General features: G+C 67.8%; 21 protein-coding genes. 14 read left to right on the top strand and 7 right to left on the bottom strand.

Going from position 1 to position 19,397, the window contains the following annotated elements:
- The 10 genes from DTS01S_RS30980 to DTS01S_RS27760 all read left to right on the top strand — a co-directional run.
- Positions 1-687: bacteriophage T4 gp5 trimerisation domain-containing protein (locus DTS01S_RS30980; protein WP_407065217.1), on the top strand; the 687-nt coding region annotated here is incomplete at its 5' end.
- A gap of 45 nt (positions 688-732) precedes the next feature.
- A complete protein-coding gene (locus DTS01S_RS27800; protein ID WP_016453939.1) occupies positions 733-1,044 on the top strand; it encodes a PAAR domain-containing protein in 312 nt (103 codons plus the stop codon).
- A gap of 6 nt (positions 1,045-1,050) precedes the next feature.
- The gene (locus DTS01S_RS27795) at positions 1,051-1,659 is read left to right on the top strand and encodes a DUF4123 domain-containing protein (RefSeq protein ID WP_017405334.1); all 609 of its coding nucleotides are present in this window, start codon (positions 1,051-1,053) and stop codon (positions 1,657-1,659) included.
- 20 nt (positions 1,660-1,679) lie between these two features.
- Entirely contained in the window at positions 1,680-2,060 is a 381-nt protein-coding gene (locus DTS01S_RS27790) for a hypothetical protein (protein WP_227469546.1), read from the top strand.
- The gene (locus DTS01S_RS27785) at positions 2,057-2,812 is read left to right on the top strand and encodes a hypothetical protein (RefSeq protein ID WP_043790812.1); all 756 of its coding nucleotides are present in this window, start codon (positions 2,057-2,059) and stop codon (positions 2,810-2,812) included. The genes DTS01S_RS27790 and DTS01S_RS27785 overlap by 4 nt, the downstream gene beginning before the upstream one ends.
- A gap of 38 nt (positions 2,813-2,850) precedes the next feature.
- The gene (locus DTS01S_RS27780) at positions 2,851-3,939 is read left to right on the top strand and encodes a type VI immunity family protein (protein ID WP_046240577.1); all 1,089 of its coding nucleotides are present in this window, start codon (positions 2,851-2,853) and stop codon (positions 3,937-3,939) included.
- Between the two features lie 19 nt (positions 3,940-3,958).
- Entirely contained in the window at positions 3,959-5,068 is a 1,110-nt protein-coding gene (locus tag DTS01S_RS27775) for a type VI immunity family protein (RefSeq protein ID WP_043790809.1), read from the top strand.
- Positions 5,069-5,080: 12 nt separating this feature from the next.
- A complete protein-coding gene (locus DTS01S_RS27770) occupies positions 5,081-5,602 on the top strand; it encodes a hypothetical protein (protein ID WP_239009546.1) in 522 nt (173 codons plus the stop codon).
- A 159-nt stretch (positions 5,603-5,761) separates the two neighbouring features.
- On the top strand, positions 5,762-6,586 hold the full coding sequence (locus tag DTS01S_RS27765; protein ID WP_016450524.1) for a YecA/YgfB family protein: 825 nt from the start codon (positions 5,762-5,764) through the stop codon (positions 6,584-6,586).
- A 33-nt stretch (positions 6,587-6,619) separates the two neighbouring features.
- Complete coding sequence (locus DTS01S_RS27760; RefSeq protein WP_012202639.1) at positions 6,620-6,934, top strand: helix-turn-helix domain-containing protein; 315 nt, start codon at positions 6,620-6,622, stop codon at positions 6,932-6,934.
- Here DTS01S_RS27760 and DTS01S_RS27755 read toward each other — a convergent pair.
- The 5 genes from DTS01S_RS27755 to DTS01S_RS27735 all read right to left on the bottom strand — a co-directional run bounded on the left by DTS01S_RS27755 (position 6,915) and on the right by DTS01S_RS27735 (position 11,669).
- The gene (locus tag DTS01S_RS27755) at positions 6,915-7,406 is read right to left on the bottom strand and encodes a CinA family protein (protein ID WP_061289870.1); all 492 of its coding nucleotides are present in this window, start codon (positions 7,404-7,406) and stop codon (positions 6,915-6,917) included. The two genes, DTS01S_RS27760 and DTS01S_RS27755, sit on opposite strands and share 20 nt — an antisense overlap.
- 10 nt (positions 7,407-7,416) lie before the next feature.
- Positions 7,417-7,917 (bottom strand): phosphatidylglycerophosphatase A family protein, encoded by a 501-nt coding sequence (locus DTS01S_RS27750; RefSeq protein ID WP_012202641.1) that lies wholly within the window; start codon positions 7,915-7,917, stop codon positions 7,417-7,419.
- A 130-nt stretch (positions 7,918-8,047) separates the two neighbouring features.
- Positions 8,048-9,700, bottom strand: a complete 1,653-nt coding sequence (locus DTS01S_RS27745; RefSeq protein ID WP_061289867.1) for a DUF4139 domain-containing protein — start codon at positions 9,698-9,700, stop codon at positions 8,048-8,050.
- Between the two features lie 38 nt (positions 9,701-9,738).
- Complete coding sequence (gene thiL / locus DTS01S_RS27740; RefSeq protein ID WP_061289864.1) at positions 9,739-10,704, bottom strand: thiamine-phosphate kinase; 966 nt, start codon at positions 10,702-10,704, stop codon at positions 9,739-9,741.
- Positions 10,705-10,769: 65 nt separating this feature from the next.
- Positions 10,770-11,669 carry a LysR family transcriptional regulator gene (locus DTS01S_RS27735; protein WP_047219821.1) on the bottom strand — a complete coding sequence of 300 codons (900 nt, stop codon included), beginning with the start codon at positions 11,667-11,669 and terminating at the stop codon, positions 10,770-10,772.
- Between the two features lie 70 nt (positions 11,670-11,739).
- Between DTS01S_RS27735 and DTS01S_RS27730 the strand changes: the two genes are divergently transcribed.
- The 4 genes from DTS01S_RS27730 to DTS01S_RS27715 all read left to right on the top strand — a co-directional run bounded on the left by DTS01S_RS27730 (position 11,740) and on the right by DTS01S_RS27715 (position 16,821).
- The gene (locus tag DTS01S_RS27730) at positions 11,740-13,176 is read left to right on the top strand and encodes an acyclic terpene utilization AtuA family protein (protein WP_061289861.1); all 1,437 of its coding nucleotides are present in this window, start codon (positions 11,740-11,742) and stop codon (positions 13,174-13,176) included.
- On the top strand, positions 13,173-13,544 hold the full coding sequence (locus DTS01S_RS27725) for an AtuA-related protein (RefSeq protein WP_061289859.1): 372 nt from the start codon (positions 13,173-13,175) through the stop codon (positions 13,542-13,544). The genes DTS01S_RS27730 and DTS01S_RS27725 overlap by 4 nt, the downstream gene beginning before the upstream one ends.
- A gap of 48 nt (positions 13,545-13,592) precedes the next feature.
- Positions 13,593-14,576 carry a Bug family tripartite tricarboxylate transporter substrate binding protein gene (locus DTS01S_RS27720; RefSeq protein ID WP_061289855.1) on the top strand — a complete coding sequence of 328 codons (984 nt, stop codon included), beginning with the start codon at positions 13,593-13,595 and terminating at the stop codon, positions 14,574-14,576.
- A 124-nt stretch (positions 14,577-14,700) separates the two neighbouring features.
- Entirely contained in the window at positions 14,701-16,821 is a 2,121-nt protein-coding gene (locus DTS01S_RS27715) for an alpha/beta hydrolase domain-containing protein (protein WP_061289852.1), read from the top strand.
- 20 nt (positions 16,822-16,841) lie between these two features.
- Here DTS01S_RS27715 and DTS01S_RS27710 read toward each other — a convergent pair whose 3' ends face one another.
- On the bottom strand, positions 16,842-17,966 hold the full coding sequence (locus DTS01S_RS27710; RefSeq protein ID WP_013804717.1) for a YbdK family carboxylate-amine ligase: 1,125 nt from the start codon (positions 17,964-17,966) through the stop codon (positions 16,842-16,844).
- Positions 17,956-19,218 (bottom strand): cation:proton antiporter, encoded by a 1,263-nt coding sequence (locus DTS01S_RS27705; RefSeq protein WP_016450606.1) that lies wholly within the window; start codon positions 19,216-19,218, stop codon positions 17,956-17,958. The genes DTS01S_RS27710 and DTS01S_RS27705 overlap by 11 nt, the downstream gene beginning before the upstream one ends.
- Positions 19,219-19,397 lie beyond the last annotated feature (179 nt).

Below are 19,397 nucleotides of genomic sequence, written 5' to 3'. Positions count from 1 at the left end.
AACGAGAAGATCGATGTCCACGGCTGGCGCACGGAGGTGGTGGACCTGGACGAGACCCTCACCGTCCACCAGAACCGCACGCGCACGGTGGACCTGGATGAAAGCATCCGCATCTGCAAGAACCGCACGAAAACCGTGGATGCCAATGGACGCGACAGCATCGGCCGCAACTGGACCCTGGCCACGGGGCGCATGAAATCCGAAACCGTGGGCATCGGCTACACCCAGGGCACGGGCCTGTTCAAGATGGTCACCGTGGGGTGTGCCTACAACCTCAACGTAGGCGCGGTGCTGATGAGCAACGTGGGTGTCCTGCGAAGCGACAGCGTGGGGATGGACTGGAGCCGGACCGTGGGGCGCAACCGCAGCGCGCAGGTTGGAAACGATGAAGGCCTCATCGTGGGCAACAACCGCAGCAGCACCATCCAGAACAACGACAGCACCGAGGTAGGGCAGGACCAGGCGGTCAACGTCGGCAACGACCACGCGCTGCGGGTGGGCGCCAACAGCCTGGTCGATGCGGGCGGACAGCTGGCCCTGGCGGCGGGCACCACGCTGACGGTCGATGGGCAACAGGTCATCGTCACCGGCACCCGAAGCATCCGGCTGCAATCGGGGGCGAGCTCCATCGAGATCTCTCCGGCCATGGTCGAGATCAAGTCGCCGCTGGTGAAGATCAACTGCTGAACCCGGGACACTCGCATGGGACAACCTGCAGCAAGAGTGGGCGACATGCATGCCTGTCCCGCCCACGGGGGCGGGGCCATTCTCTCCGGCCAGGCCGATGTGCTCATCGGCGGCATGCCGGCGGCCAGGGTCACGGACCAGGCGCTGTGCCCCCGTTCGCCGCCCGACGCCATTGCCGAAGGCGAAGCCACGGTACTGATCGGCGGCAGGCCCGCAGCCCGCATGGGGGACAGGACCGTGCACGGCGGCGTGGTCGTCTCGGGCTGCACCACCGTCTGGATCGGTGCGAATGCGGGCCGGTGCCTGGCCGAAGCCGCGCAATCGGGGGCCGCCTTCGTGTCGGCCATGGAGGACTGAATCGCCATGTCCACCTTGATCCCCCCAGGCCCCGGCACGCCGGACGAACTCCAGATGGCACGCCAGGCCGTGCTCGAAAAGGTGGCGGCGACCTATGACGGCCTGCTCTACGCCATCGTGGACGCGGCGGCGGATGAGCACCTGCATGACGCCATCCTGGCCGAGCCGCCGCAGTCCGGCATCACCTGCCTGTATGACGGCATGCCCGCCGCCCGCTATGCGCGCTACGCGCCCTATCTCATGCGGGTGCATGCAGGCAGCCCGCTGTTCCAGCGCTGGCCGCATGAAGGCTGGCAGGCGCACTGGGGCATTTTCCTGATCAGCCGGTTGCCGGCCCCTGCGCTCAAGCGCCATCTCAAGCGGTTTCTGCAGGCCAGGGGAGACGGCGGCCAGCGGCTGTGGCTGCGCTTTTACGACCCGCGCGTGCTGCCTCGCCTGCTGGCGCAGTTCGACCCGGCGCATCTGGGGGACTGGTTCCGCGGCCACAGCATCCTCGCCTGCCTGGCACCGCATCCCGAGGGGATCTGGGTCGGCATGGCGCAACGCAAGTTTCTGGACCACGTCACAGGCCTGGCGCGCCTGGACAACAGGCAATGGGAGGTGTCTTCGCCATGATGGAAATTTCAACCCTGGAAATGCAGCGCACGCTGCGCCGCAACCTCGTGCCCAGCGAAGAAGGGATTGCCGCCATCGTGCGGCAGACCTGCCATCTCAGCGAGCAGGATTGGCCGCATGACAGGCTGCTGGCCCATACCCGGCGAGGCCTTGACCGCGCGGTGGGCTGGGGCCTGTCGACGCCGGACGATGTCATCGGCTTCCTGGCCTTGCGCCACCAGTTTGGCGAGCGCTTCGACGAATTTCCCGCCGTGCGCAAGTTTCTCTCGCGCACCGACCTGCCGCCTGACGGACGCATCCAGTTGATGATGCTTGAACTGCCGATGGGCATCTGGGACGTGGTGCGGCGGCGCACGCCTGCTGGCGAATCGTCCTCGCCCCTCGGCGGGCCTGGCGCATGAGCTGCGAACAACTGGTCCCCGCCTTCATCGCCCTCAATCGCCTGAAGCGGTCCAGGGACCTGTGCAAGGCCGTCGTGCTTGTGGGCTTCAACAAGGTATGCGGCACCCGGGACTTCGACAACGAACTGGACCGCAGGGCGCTGTGCGAGCTGTTTTGCTGCTGCATGACCGGCGGCCTGGGCCAGCGCTGCGTGGCCGGCGTGGTCATGCAGGCCGACGGGTTTGAAGGCTACCGGGGCTACTACAAGCAGGAAGTGCCGTACCTGAACAAGGCCCCCGTCATGTCGCGCAACGAGCCCGTGCGCCCCACGCGCAGCCGGCCTGCGGGCTCGCGCATTCCGGATGTGGTCGTGGTGAAGAACCCGCGCCTTCCGCCTGTGCTGGACAACGTGCAGCGGGTCTATGAGATGAAGTTTCCCGGGGATGGGTATTCCAATGTTGAAGGGCCAGACGGCATGAGTCAGATTGATGCCTACGAATATATTTTTAAAAATAAGTTTCTCAAAGAAGCCTTGGACGCCGAAAGCTGTGCTTGCGACAGTAATGGCGAAAAGGAAAACGAAGGTGTGTTGAATCAGGCAGCGCGATGGCAGGCCAATAGGGAAAAGGCCATCTCTTTGTCAGAGCGGGTGAATGAGGATACGGCGGCGGCGGTCGGGGCTGCGGCCGGTGCGTCTGCGCTGGGGCGGGCACTTAGAGGTGTAGGTGCGGTGGGGAGCGCACTCGCAAGAGTCCTCGGATTGGCCTTTTGAAGCGATGGTTTAGATGCGGCGAAATATGGAGGATGGATATGGCAAAAGACTTCAACAAACCTTTGAGTACCAAAGAGCTGCAGAAGGCCACTGTGGCGACGATGGATATTATCAAGGCGCTGGTATTGAAGAATCAATTTGGGCGTATTTGTGCAAGAGCAGGCTGGACGATCGAGATGGTGTTCCATGATGGGGATTCATTGGCCGTGCGTGAGCGCGCATGGAAAGTGGTCGATCTTTTTTGTGAGGCTGTGGGGAAAGAAAAATTGGTTTATTGGTACGACGGAATGCCAGCCATGCTGACCAGCGCGATCGCACAAAGAAAGCTGGCCGCCAAGAAACAGAAAAGCTTGGACAACCCTAAAGGTTACGCACTGATCTTCCACATGGCTTCGGGTAAACCAAATCCACCTGAAGTATGGGAAAACAATGCACAAGACTTTCGTCTTTACTGTCGTATTGCCAACGAAGAATACACATGGCTAGATGATCGCTCTACCTCACCTGGCATAGGTCCTGCCATGTCTTTCATTCGCATAGCATTTCCAGCATGGTGGATTCTTGACCAGCCACCTGAGCACAACGTCGGCCGGATCACTACCCAGGTGGTGGAGTTGATGCAACCCTTCTGGGCTATTGCCGGCTGGGGTGTCATTCCTGCAGTGGAAGAACGCAATATTGGACCCGATGGCAAGGGCCAGCAAGTGCTATATCCCTATCTGAAGCGGTTCCCAGGATTGAATGCCATAGGAAGTCTTGCATTGTTCGATCATGACTTCAACAAAGCCATGTACAGCATCAACTGGCTGAGTTTTGTCAGCGATGCATTGCTGGAGAAACTGGGTGGGCGGGAGGCCGTGCGAAAGCAGGTGCAGGCCAGCCAATACCTTTCCGCCGGGGATGTGGGCAACTGCCTGGGGATTCGGGCCGGAGACTTTCCGGGGCTGGGGGATATGGAGCAGGGACTGACACTGCCCGCCTTTGGCGAGGCGGCGCGCCTGCTCAAGCCGATTCGTGCCAAATCCCGGCTCAACAACTTCATCGGACCACCGCCTTCTGGCTCCAATGATGAACATGCATGGCTGCTGGCATGCGATGCCTATATGAGCCGGTTTGATTTGTTCTGATTTCTGGTGTTTTGAAGTAATGGAGAAGATCAAGATGGCTGCGAAAAATGATTTCAATTGGCCTTGCGGTAATGAGAAGGCGGATGCTGCCACCGTGGCGACGATGGATATTCTCAAGGCGCTGGTACTGTGCAATCAGTTCGGTGATGTTTGTGCAAGAGCCGGCTGGACCATTGAAATGGTGTTCCATGAGGGGGATTCCTTGGCTGTGCGTGAACGTGCATGGAAAGTGGTTGATCTTTTTTGTGAGGCCGTAGGGAAGGAACGGCTGGTTTATTGGTATGACGGAATGCCAGCCATGCTGACCAGCGCGATAGCACAAAGAAAGTTGGCTGCAAAGAAACAGAAGAGCTTTGATAACCCAAAAGGTTATGCTCTGATATTTTATATGGCCTCGGGTAGGCCTAAGCCCCCTGAAGTGTGGGAAAAAAATGCGCAAGACTTTCGTCTCTACTGCTGTATCAACAACGACGAAGGGCTTTGGATGAAGGATCGCTATCAATCACCTGGCATAGGCCCTGCCATGTCTTTCATTCGCATGGCACTTCCTGTCAGGTGGATTCTTGATCAACCGCCTGAGCGCAATGTGGGAAAAATTACCACCCAGCTAGTGGAGTTGATGCAGCCCTTCTGGGCCATTGCCGGATGGGGTGTCATGCCTGCAGTGGAAGAACGAAATATCGGACCTGTTGGCAAGGGCCAGCAAGTGCTATATCCCTATCTTCAGCGGTTTCCAGGCTTGAATGCATTGGGTGGCCACGCCTTGCAGAGCCATGACTTCAACAACGCCATGTACAGCATCAACTGGCTCAGTTTTGTCAGCGATGCCTTGCTGGAAAAACTGGGCGGGCGGGAAGCGGTGCGCAAGCAGATCGAGGCCAGCCAGTATCTTTCGGCCGGTGATGTAGGCAACTGCCTGGGAATCCGTGCAGGAGACTTTCCTGGGCTGGGGGATATGGAGCAGGGACTGACACTGCCCGCCTTTGGCGAGGCGGCGCGCCTGCTCAAACCGATTCGTGCCAAATCCCGGCTCAACAACTTCATCGGACCGCCGCCTTCTGGCTCCAATGATGAGCATGCATGGCAACTGGCATGCGATGCCTATATGCGTCGTTTTGATGAGTTCTGAATGGACGGCACCATGAATCCACAGCCCATCGCCCCGTTGATGGATGCCGTGTTGCGCACGTTGGGGCGGCACAGCCGGCAGGATTACCTGCGCCTGGCCCTGCGCCAGGCGGGATTGAGCGATGCGCAGCTGCTGAAGATCGATCACGCCCCGCCTTACCCGGTGACATGGGCGGAGACGGGGCTGGGCCTGGTCCTTCAACGCCTGGCCTGGGGCGACATGCCAGGCGCTCCGACATGGGGCGTGCACAGCGTGACCCTGGATGCGCAGCGCTGGAAGGGGTCCTGGCCCATGGGCCTGGATCCGGAGACCGTGACCGCGCAGGAATTCGTCAGCCTGCTGGCCCAGGACCAGTCCGAGGCGCTGTGCCTGCCCCAGATGGCCTGCTGCACGACCTGCGGTTTCGACGAGCAGACATGGGCACTGGTGGCAGTCTTTGGCGGCGCCAGCGGCGCTTTGCAGAATTTGACGATGAGCCGGGTCGGGGAATGGGTGGGGCTTTCCATGCTCCCGGCCTGGCAGGGAGCCGGGTAGCGGGTGGGCCATGTGGGCCATGTGGGGCGATAGGGCCCCGTGGGCGCCAGTTCCGACCGGGCGCCACGGACATGGCGGCGCGGCTACACTGCGGGCCATTCATTCGAGGGGCTGGCCGTGGCCGGTTCCTTCTCCCTGTTTTCCCTAGAGATTTCCGCCATGTCCAACGACGCCCACGAAGCCACCGCCCTGCCCGACGAGCCTGCCCTGACGCCCGAGGCGCTGGAGGAGCTTGACGATCTGCTCGACGAGCTGCGCACGCGCGGCGAGGAGATTCCGCAATGGGAGTTCTGCGACGGTTTCCTGACGGCGCTGATCTGCACGCGCCGCGAGGTGCCGGCCGCCGAGTGGCTGCCCATGCTGCTGGGCGACGGCGGCACGCTGGAGGCGGCCGAGGGCCAGCCGCTGCCGCTGATGGAAGTGTTCAAGGACGCGGCGCAGCAGGCGCGCTTTCTGGAGCTGGTGGGCCTGCGCATGGACGAGATCCGCACCCAGCTGGACGCCGATGTGAAGACGCTGGAAGACGACCGCACCTTCCAGCCCGAGGCCATGGACATGCGCGGCGCCATCCTGTCGCTGCCCGAGGAAGAGCGTCCCGATGACGGCGAGATTCCTTCGTTCGGCCAGATCTGGGCGCTGGGCTTCATGTTCGTGGTCGAGAACTGGGCCGAGGAATGGGCCGCCCCGCGCGACAAGGAAGCCGCCGGCTGGCTCAACGAGGCGCTCAACGCCGTCGTGGCCCTGACCGAGGACGACACCGGCAAGCCCGAAGTCTGCATGTACGACGAGGACGGCCCCGCCAGCACCAGCCAGGAGCGCGTGGAGCAGTTCGGCGAGGCCATCTGGGCGCTGTACGACCTGCGCCAGATCTGGAAGAGCATGGGCCCGCGCCAGGAAACCATCGTCAAGGGCGAGCAGCCGGGCCGCAACGACCCCTGCCCCTGCGGCAGCGGCAAGAAGTTCAAGAAGTGCCACGGCGCCTGAGCGCCCGCGCCACAGGCTTTGGATGCACGGGCCATGAGACATATCGGTGAACGCATACGCGCCCGCCGCGCCGAACTGGGCATGACCCAGGGCCGGCTGGCCGAGGCGGCGGGCATCACGGCCTCGGCCGTGTCGCAGATCGAATCGGGGGCCATCCGCACCCTCAAGAACGACACCCTGGCCCGCGTGGCCCTGGCGCTGCAGACCACGGCGCTGGAGCTGACGGCGGGGCTTGAAGACGACAACGCGCCGCTGCCCGTGGACGAGCAGCGCCTGCTGGAAAGCTACCGCGCCCTGCCTGCACCGCTGCAGGAGATCGCGCACAGGCTCATAAAAGCCTTGCGCTGATCAGCGCATTGAGGCGCTGCAAGGCGTGTGCCACGGTGGCCTGGCGCACGGCGGCGCGGTCGCCGTCAAAGCGCAGGCATTCGCTGTGCGTGGTGCCGTATACGTTCCAGCCGAACCAGACCGTGCCCACGGGCTTGGCGGCGCTGCCGCCGCCCGGCCCGGCCACGCCTGTCACGGCCACGCTGCACTGCGCGCGTGAGTGGGCGATGGCGCCTTCGGCCATGGCGCGCGCCACGGGCTCGCTCACTGCGCCGTGTTCGGCGATCAGCGCCTCGGGCACGCCCAGCAGGTCGTGCTTGGCCGCGTTGGAGTAGCTGACAAGGCCGCGCTCGAACCATTCGCTGGAGCCGGCGCGGTCCGTGCAGGCCGCAGCGATCATGCCGCCCGTGCAGCTCTCGGCCGTGGCCAGCATCCAGCCGCGCTGCAGCAGCAGGCCTGCCAGGGTTTCGACGAGTTCGTTGGATGCGCTCATGCCAGCTCCTTCAGCCGATGAAATGGCGCCACAGGGCGATGACCAGCAGCGTGCAGAAGGCGGCCACCAGATCATCGAACATGATCCCCCAGCCGCCGCGCCAGCCGAAGCCCTTGAAGCACCGGTCGGCCCATTTGACGGGCTGGGGCTTGGCGGCGTCGAAGAAGCGAAACAGCGCAAAGGCGATGAGCTGGCCCCAGAAGCCCGTGGGCATGACCAGCCACAGCACCAGCCAGAAGGCCACGATCTCGTCCCAGACCAGGTTGCCCGGGTCGGCCACGCGCATGTGGCGCGCCGTGACTGTGCAGGCCCACCAGCCCAGGGGAATGCTGCCCGCGATCAGCAGGCCGATCTGCTGGGGCGTGAACCAGTGCTGCAGCAGCAGGAAGGACAGCCAGGCCCACAGCGTGCCCACGGTGCCGGGCGCGATGCGCCCCAGCCCTGAGCCCAGCCCCATGGCGATGAAGTGGGCCGGGTGGGACATCATGAATTCCAGCGTGGGGCGTGCCATGCCGCCCTGCGGCGGGCCTTCCGGTGGGCGCGCCGCAGAGGCAAAGGTGGGGGTAGCAGGATCGCCGGAAACCTCCGGCCGCAGCGGCGCGTCACTCATGGGGCGAGATCATAAGCGCGGCCCTGGTGCTTCACTGACGCTCTTCGACCGCCAGATCCTGCGGATGGCGGATCTGGTGGCGGGCCTCGAAGCTGGCGCTGGCGCCAGCGGCCAGCGGCTGCTGCCAGGCGATCATGCCGTTGCGGTCGTTCCAGCGCGTGGTGGCCGGCTGCGGGTTGTATTGGGACTGCACGCGGATCTGCTCGTTGCGCGAGACGGGTGCGGCGTCCACCACCTGCAGCTCGATGGCGCGGTCATGGCGGTTGTCCACCTGGAAGCGCCGCGTGACCTGGCGTTCGGTGCTGCTGCTGAGCAGGCCGCCGCTGCCCGTGGCCGAGTCCACGGGCAGGTTGCGCACCACCACCTTGTCATCGCGGCCGAAGGACAGGCCCTGGGCCAGCGCTGCGGCGTTGCCGAAGTCCAGCCGGCCCTGGCCGGCGAAGGCGCCATCGCGGAACAGGGCCACGGGGCCTGCGGGCCAGACACCGGCCGGCACGGCCAGCTGGGCCACCAGGTAGGCGGCCTCTTCCACGGCGGGCGCCGTGCGCGTGAGCAGGGTGGCCGGCAGGTTCTGCGAGCCCAGGGCCAGGGTCACGCGCTCGCTGCTGGAGGGCACGCTGATGCGGTAGGGCACGGAGAACTGCGTGGCGTAGGCGGTGTTGAGGCTGGCGACATCGAGCACCGGCAGTTCGGCGGCCTCGCCGGCCGCCCCGGGCTTGCGGGCGCGCTCCAGCATCATCGCAGGGGCCGCCGGGGCCGGCGCTGGCGCAGGGGCCATGGCGGCCACGGGGCGGGGCCGTTCCACATCCAGCGTCCAGGGATTGGGCAGGCGTGCCTGCGTGCTGCGCGAAGGCTGGCCGGTGGATAGCAGCAGCTGCACCTGGCTCCAGTCCTCGCCGCTGTTCTGGGCCACCAGGGCCAGGCGTTCGATGGCCACCGTGCCCTTGGCCGGGTCCAGCTGGGCGCGGTAGGTGGGCTGCCAGCTCGGGCCGCGCACCTGGTAGGTGAGCTGCACATTGGCATCGGCCGGGCTGGCCAGTTGCACGGTGACCTTCATCACCTGGGCGTTGCCTGCGCCCGTGCGGTCGCGTTCGAGCTGCAGCGGCCTGAGCTGCTCCTGCAGCGCCTGCTTTTGCCGCAGGATCTGGTGGGCGCGCAGCGTGTTGCCACGGCTGGTGCTGCGTAGCGCCTCGGTGGCGGCGCCCAGCTGGCTGGCGGCGGGCAGGGCGGGGGATTTGGCGTCATCGCCGGGCTTGGCCAGGCCCTGCAGGTAGTCATCCACGAGCTTGGCGGCGGACTCGTCGGCCTCCAGCGCGGCCAGCTGGTCTTCCAGCGTGCGGATCTGCTGCTCCAGCGGGCTGGCGCAGGCCTTGGAGGCCAGTTCGCGCGGCTGCGTCTGCAGCTTGTAGTCGCCCAGGCGCACGCCGGCATCGGCGCTGACCTGCAGGCTCTGCGGGTCGATGGAGCCGGGCAGGCACTCGAACACCAGCTGGCGCGTGGCGGCCGTGATGCGCGCCGTGCGCTCCACCGAGGCCACGCCCGCATACAGGGTGACGCGCGCGATGGGGGCGCGGGCGATGGTGGCTTCCTGGGCTTGTGCCTGGGCCTGGACCGGGGTGCCTGCCAGCAGGAAGCAGGCGGCTGCCAGGGCAGAGAGGGCGGGCAGGGCGGAGCGTTGAACCATGGGCAGTCCTTCTCGGATGAAAGTGGTTTGGCGCGGCGTCAGGCCGCAGCGAAGTGGTCGAATGAGGCCCATCGGGGCGCCATGGCCGCACCGTCCGGGCCGATCAGCCGCAGGCCGGGCTGCTCCTCGATGCAGCCGATGCGCGTGACGCGCGTGGCGCTGTCGCGGCCTGCGGACTGCACGGCATCGCGCCGGTCGGCCGGGGCCGTGAAGCACAGCTCGTAGTCGTCGCCGCCGGACAGGGTGCACTGGTGCAGCAGGTCGATGGCCAGGGGCGTGTGCCTGCCGGCATCGAGCAGCGGCGTGATCAGGCGCGTGTCCAGGCTGGCGCCCACGCGGGATTGCTCCAGGATGTGGCCCAGGTCGCCCAGCAGGCCGTCGCTCACATCCAGCGCGCTGCTGGCAATGCCGCGCAGCGCCTGGCCCAGGGCCACGCGCGGCGTGGGCGCTTCCAGGCGCTGGCGCGCGGCGGCCAGCGTGCCGGGTGGCAGGGTGGTGTGGCCCAGCAGGGCTTCCAGCGCCAGGCGGGCATCGCCCAGGCTGCCGCTGACCCAGATGTCGTCGCCCGCGCGCGCGCCGCTGCGCAGCAGGGCCTGGCCGGGCGGCACTTCGCCGAAGACGGTGATGCAGATGTTCAAGGGTCCCTGGGTGGTGTCGCCGCCGACCAGCTCGCAGCCGTGGGCGTCGGCCAGGGCCAGCAGGCCGGCCGCAAACGCCTCGGTCCAGGCCGCATCGGCGCGCGGCAGGGACAGGGCCAGGGTGAAGGCCAGCGGGCGCGCGCCGCAGGCCGCCAGGTCGGACAGGTTCACGGCCAGGGATTTGTGGCCCAGCAGGCGCGGGTCCACGTCGGCGAAGAAATGCCGGCCCTCGACCAGCATGTCGCTGGAGACGGCCAGCTGCATGCCCGGCGCCGGGGCGAGCAGGGCGCAGTCATCGCCCACGCCCAGGGCGGCGCGGTGCACGGGGCGCTGGAAGAAGCGGCGGATCAGGTCGAATTCACCCACGGTGGCGGCTTTCGGAGGCGGTTGGCGATCGGGCTATTGTGCTGCGAGGTTCGTGCTGCCCCGTATCAGGTGGTCTCGCCCGCACCGGGCCGATGCTCCAGCGCCAGCGCGTGGAAGGCCTGGGCGGCCGGCGACAGGCTGCGCTGGCGCCTGCGCACCAGGTACAGGTCGCGCCGGCGGTCGGCATCGGCCAGCGGGCGCGTCACCAGGCCAGGCTGCACGAAGTGGAACAGCGCCAGGGCCGGCACCACGCTGATGCCCAGGCCCGCGCGCACCATGCCCATCACGGTGGCCAGGTGCTCCACCTCCAGCAAGGTGTTGAGGGGCGGGGCCTGCTCCTGCGATTCCAGGTACTGGCGCACGCTGCTGTGGCGGGCGAGCTGGATGAAGGGCTGGTCCCGCAGGTCGGCCATGGCCGGCGCGGGCAGGGCCGCCAGCGCATGGTCGGCGCGGCAGACCAGGTGCAGCCGGTCGGCGCAGAACCATTCGGCCTGCAGCTCCTCGGTGTCGGCGCGGATGGCGGCCAGCGCCAGGTCGGCCTGGCCCGAGGCCACCTGGGCGATGCACGATTCGGACAGCAGGTCCGACACCTGCAGCTGTATGCCCGGATGGCGCGCATGGAACAGCGCCAGCACGGGCGGCAGCCAGGCCGCCGCCAGCGAAGGCAGCAGGGCGATGGACACGCGCCCGCGCTGCAGCGCCGCCGCCTCGCGCAGGCCGTGCACGGCATCGCCCAGGTCGGCGCGTATGCGCTGCGCGGCATCGAGGAACTGCGCCCCCTCCTGCGTCAGCGCCACATGGCGCGTGCTGCGGTCGAACAGGCGCACGCCCACGCCGTCTTCAAGCCCCTTGATCAGGGCACTGAAGGCCGGCTGCGACAGATGGCAGCGCTGCGCGGCCAGGGTGAAGCTGCTGAGCTGGGCCAGGGCGATGAAGGCATCGAGCTGGCGGGAGGAGATATTCATCTGGTTTTTGGATGAGTTGATCCGAATAATCGATTTCACAGATTAGCAGCGGCTGCCTACATTGGCTCTCATGGACAACCTGGAACCCTCTCTTGCCCCGGACAGGCCCCCGCTGTGGGTGGGCTGCGCAGCCGGCTTCTCGGGCGACCGCACCGATGCCGCCGCGCCCGTGGTGCGCGCCCTGGCGGCCAGCGGCCAGAGCGCCTGCCTGATCTTCGAGACCCTGGCCGAGCGCACGCTGGCGCTGGCCCAGCTCGCGCGGCGCGAGCAGCCCGACGCGGGCTACGAACCCCTGCTGGAGGACCTGCTGGAGCCCGTGCTGGCCGACTGCCTGGCGCATGGCATACGTATCGTCAGCAACTTCGGTGCGGCGAATCCCGAAGGCGCGGCGCGCTGCATCCAGCGGCTGGCGCAGCGCCTGGGCCTGCGCGTGCCGCGCATCGCCGTCGTGCATGGCGACGACGTGAGCGGCCCGGCGTACCGCGAGGCGCTGCGGGCTGCGCTGGGCGCGGAGTTTCCCGAGGATTCGCTGGTCAGTGCCAACGCCTACATCGGCGCGCGCGCGATTGCCGAGGCCCTGCAGGCCGGCGCCGAGATCGTGGTAGCCGGCCGCGTGTCCGACCCCTCGCTGACCCTGGGGCCGGCCATGGCGCATTTCGGCTGGGCCTGGGACGACTGGGACCGCCTGGCGCGCGCCACCATGGCCGGCCACCTGCTGGAATGCGGCGCCCAGGTCACGGGCGGCTACTTTGCCGACCCGGGCTTCAAGGACGTGCAGGGCCTGGCGCGGCTGGGCTATCCCATCGCCATCATCGAGCCCTCGGGCGACTGCACCATCACCAAGCCCGAAGGCACGGGCGGCCTGGTCAGCGAACGCACGGTCAAGGAACAGCTGCTGTACGAGGTGCACGACCCGGCCGCCTACCTGACGCCCGACGTGGTGGCCGACCTGTCCGAGGCCGAGGTGCACCAGGTGGGGCCTGACGCCGTGCGCCTGAGCGGCGTGCGCGGCCATGCGCACAACGGCCACTACAAGGTCAATGTCTGCCATGCCTCGGGCTGGCTGGCCGAGGGCGAGATCTCCTATGCCGGCCCGCGCGCCCTGGAGCGCGCCCGGCTGGCTGGCGAGGTGCTGCGCGAGCGCCTGGGCGGCGAGGCCGCCGGCGACCTGCGCCTGGACTGGATCGGCGTGGCCAGCGTGCTGGGCGACGACGCCGGCCGCTGGCGCGACGCGCAGCCGGCCGGCGCAGCCGCCCCCCAGGACGTGCGCCTGCGCGCCGCCTGGCTGCGCCCCACGCAGGCCCAGGCGCGGCGCCTGCCGCGCGAGGTCAATGCGCTGTACACCTGCGGGCCGGCCGGCGGCGGCGGCGTGCGCACGGCGCTGCGCGCGCGGCTGGGCACGGTGTCCTGCCTGCTGGCGCAGCAGAGCATCGCCACCGGGTGGAAGTGGGCCGAGGGAGAGATCGATAAAGGGGTCGAGAAAGAAGCCGGGGAGCACGCCGCATGAACACACTGCAGACCACGATGCCCGTCACCGTGCCGCTGTACCGCCTGGCGCACGGGCGCACGGGGGACAAGGGCAACCGCTCCAACATCAGCCTCATCGCCTGGAATGCCGCCTGCTGGCCCGTGCTGGTGGAGCAGATCACCGAAGAGCGCGTGGCCGCGCACTTCGCCGCCCGGCGCCCGGCGCGCGTGCAGCGCTTCGTGCTGGAGCGCCTGCAGGCCATGAACTGGGTGCTGGACGCGGTGCTGGACGGCGGCGTCAACGATGCGCTCAACCTCGACAGCCACGGCAAGGCCCTGTCGTACTGGCTGCTGCAGATGCAGGTCCACATACCGGCTTCGCTGCTGCCCCACCTGGCGCCGGAGTAGCCGGCAGCACCCGCCCGTCACACATTCATCACAACAAAGGAGACAGACATGCACTTTTCGCACACCTTCCCCCGCCGCCATGTGCTCGCGCTGGCCGCCTGCGCGCTGGCAGCCGCCGCCGCACCGGCCCTGGCACAGGACTATCCGTCCAAGCCCATCACCTTCGTCGTGCCGTTTGCGGCCGGCAGCGCCACCGACCAGCTGGCACGGGCGCTGGGCCAGGCCGTGACCACGGCGACCAAGCAGGCCGTGGTGGTCGAGAACAAGGGCGGCGCCAGCGGCATGATCGCGGCCCAGCAGGTGGCGCGCTCGGCGGCCGATGGCTACACGGTGCTGATCACCACCAACACCACGCACGCGGCCAACCAGCATCTGTACAAGAAGCTGCCCTATGACGCGGTCAAGGACTTCGCGCCCGTGGCCGGGCTGGGCAAGGGCGGCCAGGTGCTGGTGGTGCGCGCCGATGCGCCGTACAGAAACGTGGGCGATCTGCTGGCGGCGGCGAAGAAGCAGCCGGGCAAGCTGTCGTTCGGCAGCGGCAGCTCCTCCAGCCGCGTGGCCGGTGAAATGCTCAAGCAGCTGGCCGGCGTGGACCTGATGCACGTGCCCTACAAGAGCAATCCGCTGGCCATCACCGACCTGCTGGGCGGCCAGATCGACCTGATGATCACCGACACCTCCACCGGCGTGCCCCAGGTCAAGTCGGGCAAGCTGCGCGCCCTGGGCTACTCCACCACCCAGCGCAGCCCGCAGCTGCCCGAGGTGCCCACGCTGGAGGAAGCCGGCGTCAAGGGCTATGACATGGGCTACTGGTTCGCCGCCTATGCGCCGGCCGGCACGCCCGAGGCCGTGGTGGCCCGCCTGAACCGCCTTCTGTCCGACGCCGTGCACAGCGCGGGCGCCAAGTCCTTCTTCGACATGTCCGGCTCCCAGGGCTGGACGGCCACACCGCAGGAACTGGCCGCCTTCCAGGCCGCCGAGACCCAGAAGTGGGGCCAGGTGATCAAGGCCGCCGGCATCCAGCCCGAGTAGGCCGCTCCCCCGCTCTCCCGCTCCCCCGCTCTCCCGTTCCTTTTTTTCCGAACCGCCCTAGGCCGCCGCAATGCACGGCGGCCAGGGCGCAGCCTTGCCTGTGCCATGACCCCAAGGAGACAACATGCACATCAGATCCACCCATCCCCTGGCCCTTGCCCTGGCCGTATCCGGCCTGCTGACCGCCTGCGGCGGCAGTGACTCGCCCGCCGGTTCGCAGGCGCCGCGCATGCAGCTGAGCATCAGCGCCACCGAGGACTTTGCCGGCAGCTACGGCAGTGTCGGCGCCTACGAGAAAGTCACCGGCGTGCTGCGCGGCGAGCTGAACCCGGCCGACCCGAAGAACGCCGTGATCCAGGACCTGGCGCTGGCGCCCGTCAATGCGCGCGGCATGGTCGAGTACAGCACCGACTTCGTCATGCTCAAGCCCAAGGACATGTCCAAGGCCAGCGGCGTGCTGCGCTATGACGCGCCCAATCGCGGCAACATCCTGACCATGCCCAACCCCACGGCCACGCCCGGCGATGCGGTCTACCTGGAGCGCGGCTATGTGCTGCTGTACTCGGCCTGGCAGGGCGATGTGCCCAAGTCCACGCCCGCGCGCCTGACGGTCACCGTGCCCGTGGCCCGCAACAAGGACGGCAGCAGCATCACGGGCAGCTACCGCACCGAGCTGGTCCCGGCCGCCGCCGTGCCCTCCATGACCCTGCCCGGCGGCGTGTTCAACGGGACCATGATCCCCTACGAGCCCGCCAGCCTGGACAACACGCAGGCCGGCTACTCGCTCACGCGCCGCATCAACGAAACCGATGCGCGCCAGACTGTGCCTGCGGGCGACTGGAAGTTCGCCAGCTGCGATGCCGCCGCCAATCCCTTCCCCGGCACACCCAGCGCCACCAATGTCTGCCTGAAGGGCGGGTTCGATCCGCAGTACCTCTACGAGCTGGTCTACGTGGCCAAGGACCCCAAGGTCATGGGCGTGGGCCTGGCCGCGCTGCGCGACACGGTGAGCTTCTTCCGCGCCAAGGCGGCCGATGCCGACGGCAAGGCCAATCCGCTGGCCGGGCGCATCACGCACACCATCGGCCAGGGCACCTCGCAGTCGGGCAATGCCATGAAGACCTTCCTGCACCTGGGCTTCAACCAGGCGCTCGATGGCGGCAAGGTCTTCGACGGCATGTATGCCCATGTGGCCGCGCGCCAGACCAACATCAACACGCGCTTTGCCGTGCCCGGCGGCGGGGGCGGCCTGCGCACCGACCACACGGCCTTCGGACAGACCGCGCCGCGCGGCCTGGACAAGGACTACAGCGATGAGGTCAGCGGCCGCCAGGGCGGCGTGATGAAGCGCTGCGAAGCCAGCAACACCTGCCCCAAGTTCTTCCTGGGCCTGTCCGGCACGGAGTTCTGGCAGCTGCAGGGCTCGCCCGTGCTGACCGATGCCAACGGCCTGCGCGACATCGCCCAGCCCGCCAATGCGCGCATCTACTACTACGCCAGCACCCAGCACGGCGGCGCAGGCGGCACGGCCAGCATCGGCTACGCGCCCACGCGCAATGTCTATCCGGCCGGCACCGTGGTGCACTTCAACGACACCTTCCGCGCGCTGTTCATCGCGCTGGAGGACTGGGTGGTGCGCGGCACCGAGCCGCCGGCCAGCCAGGTGCCCAGGCTGGCCGACGGCACCCTGGTGCGGCCCGACAAGCTGGTCTTTCCCGCCATGAAGGGCCTGAGCTGGAGCGTGGGCGGCGTGCAGACCGCCATCCCCGAGTTCCGTTACCTGGCGCGCCACAACGGCTTTGCGCTGCTCGACTTCGGCCCGCAGTACGTGCCGCAGGACGAAAGCGGCATCGCCACGCTGCAGCCGCCGCGCGCCACGGGCAAGGACTACGCCATCCTCGTGCCCCAGGTCGATGCGGCCACCGGCCTCACGCGCGCCGGCATCCGCAGCGTGGAGGCGCGGGCACCGCTGGGCACCAGCATGGAGTTCAACTACGTGGCCACGCCGGGCATCGTGGACCTGTCCAACCTCACGGGCAGCTTCATCCCCTTCCACAAGACGCGCGCGGCGCGGCTGGCGGCCGGTGACGGGCGGCCGTCACTGGAGGAGCTGTATGTCGACCAGGCCGGCTACGTGAGCGCCGTCACGGCCGCGGCCCAGGACCTGGTGCGCCAGCGCCTGCTGCTGCAGCGCGACGCCGACGCGCAGATCACCGCCGCGCGTGCGGCGGCGGTGCTGCCTTGAGCCTGCGCTGAACGCAGGCCTCAGACGGCCTGGCCGCGAAAGCGCATGGCCGCCTGGCGCGAGACCTCGGCCAGCAGCTGCTCGCTGCGCTGGCGCTCGCGCAGCCAGCGGGCATCGTTGCTGCCGGCGGCCACGTCGCTGCGCAGCAGGTGCAGGGCGGGCGCGGCGCCATGGCGGGCCGCGTAGTCGGCCACGGCATCCATGGTCTTGAGGATGTGGTCGGCCAGCGGCATGTGCTCGCCCGTGGCCGGGTCCACGTACACGGCCTCCAGGCCGAAGCGGCAGGCCTGGAAGCGGTTGTAGGTGTAGACCAGGTAGTCGTCCTCCACGGGTGTGAAGGGCTGGGTGTCCATGAACCAGGCGGCCAGCGCCTGCACGTAGCCGGACAGGGCGGCTGCGCGCTCGATGGTCAGCGGCGTGTCGAACACGCGGATCTCGATGGTGCCGAACTCCGGCTTGGGCCGGATGTCCCAGTAGAAGTCCTTCATGCTCTTGACCACGCCCGTGCGCGTCATCTTGTCGAAGTACTGCTCGAACTCGCTCCAGTGCAGCACGCAGGGCGCGCGGCCCGACAGCGGAAAGGCGAACACCGAGTTCAGCCGCGCCGAGTCGAAGGCCGTGTCGTGGCCCTGCACGTAGGGGCTGGAGGCCGACAGCGCAATGAAGTGCGGGATGTAGCGCGACATGCGGTGCAGCATCAGCAGGGCCGCATCGGCGTCGGGGCAGCCGATGTGCACGTGCTGGCCGAAGATGGTGAACTGCTTGGACAGGTAGCCATACAGCTGCGACAGCTCCTGGAAGCGCGGCTTGTCGTAGATGCGCCGCTCATGCCACTGCTGGAAGGGGTGGGTGCCGCCGCCCACCACGGCGATGTTGAGCTTGTCGGCACTTTTGACCAGGGCATCGCGGATCTGGCTGAGCTGGCCCAGCACCTCCGAGGCCGAATGGCAGACGCTGGTGGAGATCTCGATCATGCTGTTCGTCATCTCGGGCACCACGCTGCCGGGCAGCGGGTTCTTGAGCATGAGGCGCAGCATGTCCTCGGCGTAGGGGGCCAGGTCGTAGTCGTGGGTGTTGACCAGCTGCAGTTCCAGCTCCACGCCCAGGGTCAGCGGTTCGGACGAGTTGAAGGCTTCAAGACTCACGTTCATCTCCTGCGGTGTTCGAGCGGCTCAGCGGCTTCCAGGGACGGGAGCTTTCGCCGGAGCGGTAGATGGCCACGGTGGCCAGGGCGGCGCCCAGCACCTCCATCACCAAAATGGTGGGCAGGGCCACGCCTGCGATCTGCGCGCCCAGCTCGGGCGCGGCGGCCACGAACTGCGAGGCGATCAGCAGCGCCACCGATGACATGGGCGCCATGGCGCAGCCCACCCAGAAGGCCTGGCGCCAGTTGGCGCCCGTGCCCACATTGCCCACGGCCACGCCCAGGGTCTTGGCGACCAGGCGTGCCAGGATCACGGCGCCCACCACGCCGGCCACCGGCGCGCTCCAGTCGGCCTGTGCGGCCACGGTGGAGACCAGCACGAACATCAGCATGGTCAGCAGCGAGGCCGCCGTGCCCAGCTGGCGCGGCCACGCCCAGGGGCGCGGGTTGAACTGCTTGAGCAGGATGCCGCCCAGCAGCGCCGCCAGCGGCGCCGAGCCGCCCAGGTACGAGGTCAGCGGCACGCTGGCCGAGATCAGGGTGAGAAAGAGGATGGAGGTGTTCTCGCTGGCCGGGCTCATGAAGCGCAGCGCCAGGCGCATCAGCACGGCCAGCACCAGGGCCACGGCCACCGAGACGCCCAGCACCACCAGCACCGGCATGATCGAGGCCACGAAGCCGGCCTTGGGCTGCGTCAGCATGCCCGCCTTGGCGCTTCCCAGGGCCAGCGCATACAGCGTGGACAGGGTGGACAGCACCAGGCCGCGATCGGTCACGGCGCCTGCGGCGCGCATGTCGGCCACCACGCGCGTCAGCACCAGGGGCGAGGCCGCCATGGCCACCAGGGCCAGCGGCCCGGCCACTTCGGGGGCCATGCCCAGCCAGCCCAGCACCAGGGAGACCAGCACGTAGGTCAGCGCGGACTCGGCCACGCTTTGCACCAGCACCATGGGGTTGTGGCGGAACCAGCGCAGCGTGATGCGCCCGCCGCATTCGAACAGCACGATGGCCACGCCCAGCTCCAGCAGGAACAGCCCCGTGCCCTGCAGCGGCCAGGTGGTGTTGGCCCCAAAGCCGATCAACCCGGCAATGCCGCCGACCAGCGAGTAGCCGACCACCTTGGGCAGGGCGGCATGGCGCTGGCAGGCATAGCCGACCATGGTGGCCACGGCCAGCAGCAGGGACCACTGAACCGTGGCCAGCCCGGCCGAAGGCCGCAGCCACGGTTCCCAGAAGCTCAGCATGTCATTCATCAGCGACGTCCTTTGCGCGAGCCAGTGGCCCGCAAGCGAAGCTCCGCAAGGCCTTCCCTGCGGCGCGGGCAAGCCCGCGTCCCGTGCGCCTGGCACGGGGACACTTCGTTGGCGATCCACTGGCGTGACTGCCAGGCTGCAAGGCCGGGCGGGCACGCCAGCACGTGGGTTCCGCGTGG

It is taken from the genome of Delftia tsuruhatensis NBRC 16741 (genome assembly GCF_001571325.1).
Lineage (GTDB): Bacteria > Pseudomonadota > Gammaproteobacteria > Burkholderiales > Burkholderiaceae_C > Comamonas > Comamonas tsuruhatensis.
The sequence above is the reverse complement of the archived record's forward strand: the minus strand, read 5'-3'. Positions and strand labels throughout refer to the sequence as shown.

Coding starts and splice junctions, on each gene's coding strand:
- DTS01S_RS27780 (WP_046240577.1), top strand. CDS start 2,851: ATGGCAAAAGACTTCAACAAACCTTTGAGTACCAAAGAGCTGCAGAAG.
- DTS01S_RS27750 (WP_012202641.1), bottom strand. CDS start 7,917: ATGGCACGCCCCACGCTGGAATTCATGATGTCCCACCCGGCCCACTTC.
- DTS01S_RS27735 (WP_047219821.1), bottom strand. CDS start 11,669: ATGAATATCTCCTCCCGCCAGCTCGATGCCTTCATCGCCCTGGCCCAG.
- DTS01S_RS27705 (WP_016450606.1), bottom strand. CDS start 19,218: ATGAATGACATGCTGAGCTTCTGGGAACCGTGGCTGCGGCCTTCGGCC.
- DTS01S_RS27795 (WP_017405334.1), top strand. CDS start 1,051: ATGTCCACCTTGATCCCCCCAGGCCCCGGCACGCCGGACGAACTCCAG.
- DTS01S_RS27725 (WP_061289859.1), top strand. CDS start 13,173: ATGAACACACTGCAGACCACGATGCCCGTCACCGTGCCGCTGTACCGC.
- DTS01S_RS27760 (WP_012202639.1), top strand. CDS start 6,620: ATGAGACATATCGGTGAACGCATACGCGCCCGCCGCGCCGAACTGGGC.
- DTS01S_RS27785 (WP_043790812.1), top strand. CDS start 2,057: ATGAGCTGCGAACAACTGGTCCCCGCCTTCATCGCCCTCAATCGCCTG.
- DTS01S_RS27730 (WP_061289861.1), top strand. CDS start 11,740: ATGGACAACCTGGAACCCTCTCTTGCCCCGGACAGGCCCCCGCTGTGG.
- DTS01S_RS27745 (WP_061289867.1), bottom strand. CDS start 9,700: ATGGTTCAACGCTCCGCCCTGCCCGCCCTCTCTGCCCTGGCAGCCGCC.
- DTS01S_RS27715 (WP_061289852.1), top strand. CDS start 14,701: ATGCACATCAGATCCACCCATCCCCTGGCCCTTGCCCTGGCCGTATCC.
- DTS01S_RS27770 (WP_239009546.1), top strand. CDS start 5,081: ATGAATCCACAGCCCATCGCCCCGTTGATGGATGCCGTGTTGCGCACG.
- DTS01S_RS27755 (WP_061289870.1), bottom strand. CDS start 7,406: ATGAGCGCATCCAACGAACTCGTCGAAACCCTGGCAGGCCTGCTGCTG.
- DTS01S_RS27720 (WP_061289855.1), top strand. CDS start 13,593: ATGCACTTTTCGCACACCTTCCCCCGCCGCCATGTGCTCGCGCTGGCC.
- DTS01S_RS27800 (WP_016453939.1), top strand. CDS start 733: ATGCATGCCTGTCCCGCCCACGGGGGCGGGGCCATTCTCTCCGGCCAG.
- DTS01S_RS27775 (WP_043790809.1), top strand. CDS start 3,959: ATGGAGAAGATCAAGATGGCTGCGAAAAATGATTTCAATTGGCCTTGC.
- DTS01S_RS27765 (WP_016450524.1), top strand. CDS start 5,762: ATGTCCAACGACGCCCACGAAGCCACCGCCCTGCCCGACGAGCCTGCC.
- DTS01S_RS27790 (WP_227469546.1), top strand. CDS start 1,680: ATGCAGCGCACGCTGCGCCGCAACCTCGTGCCCAGCGAAGAAGGGATT.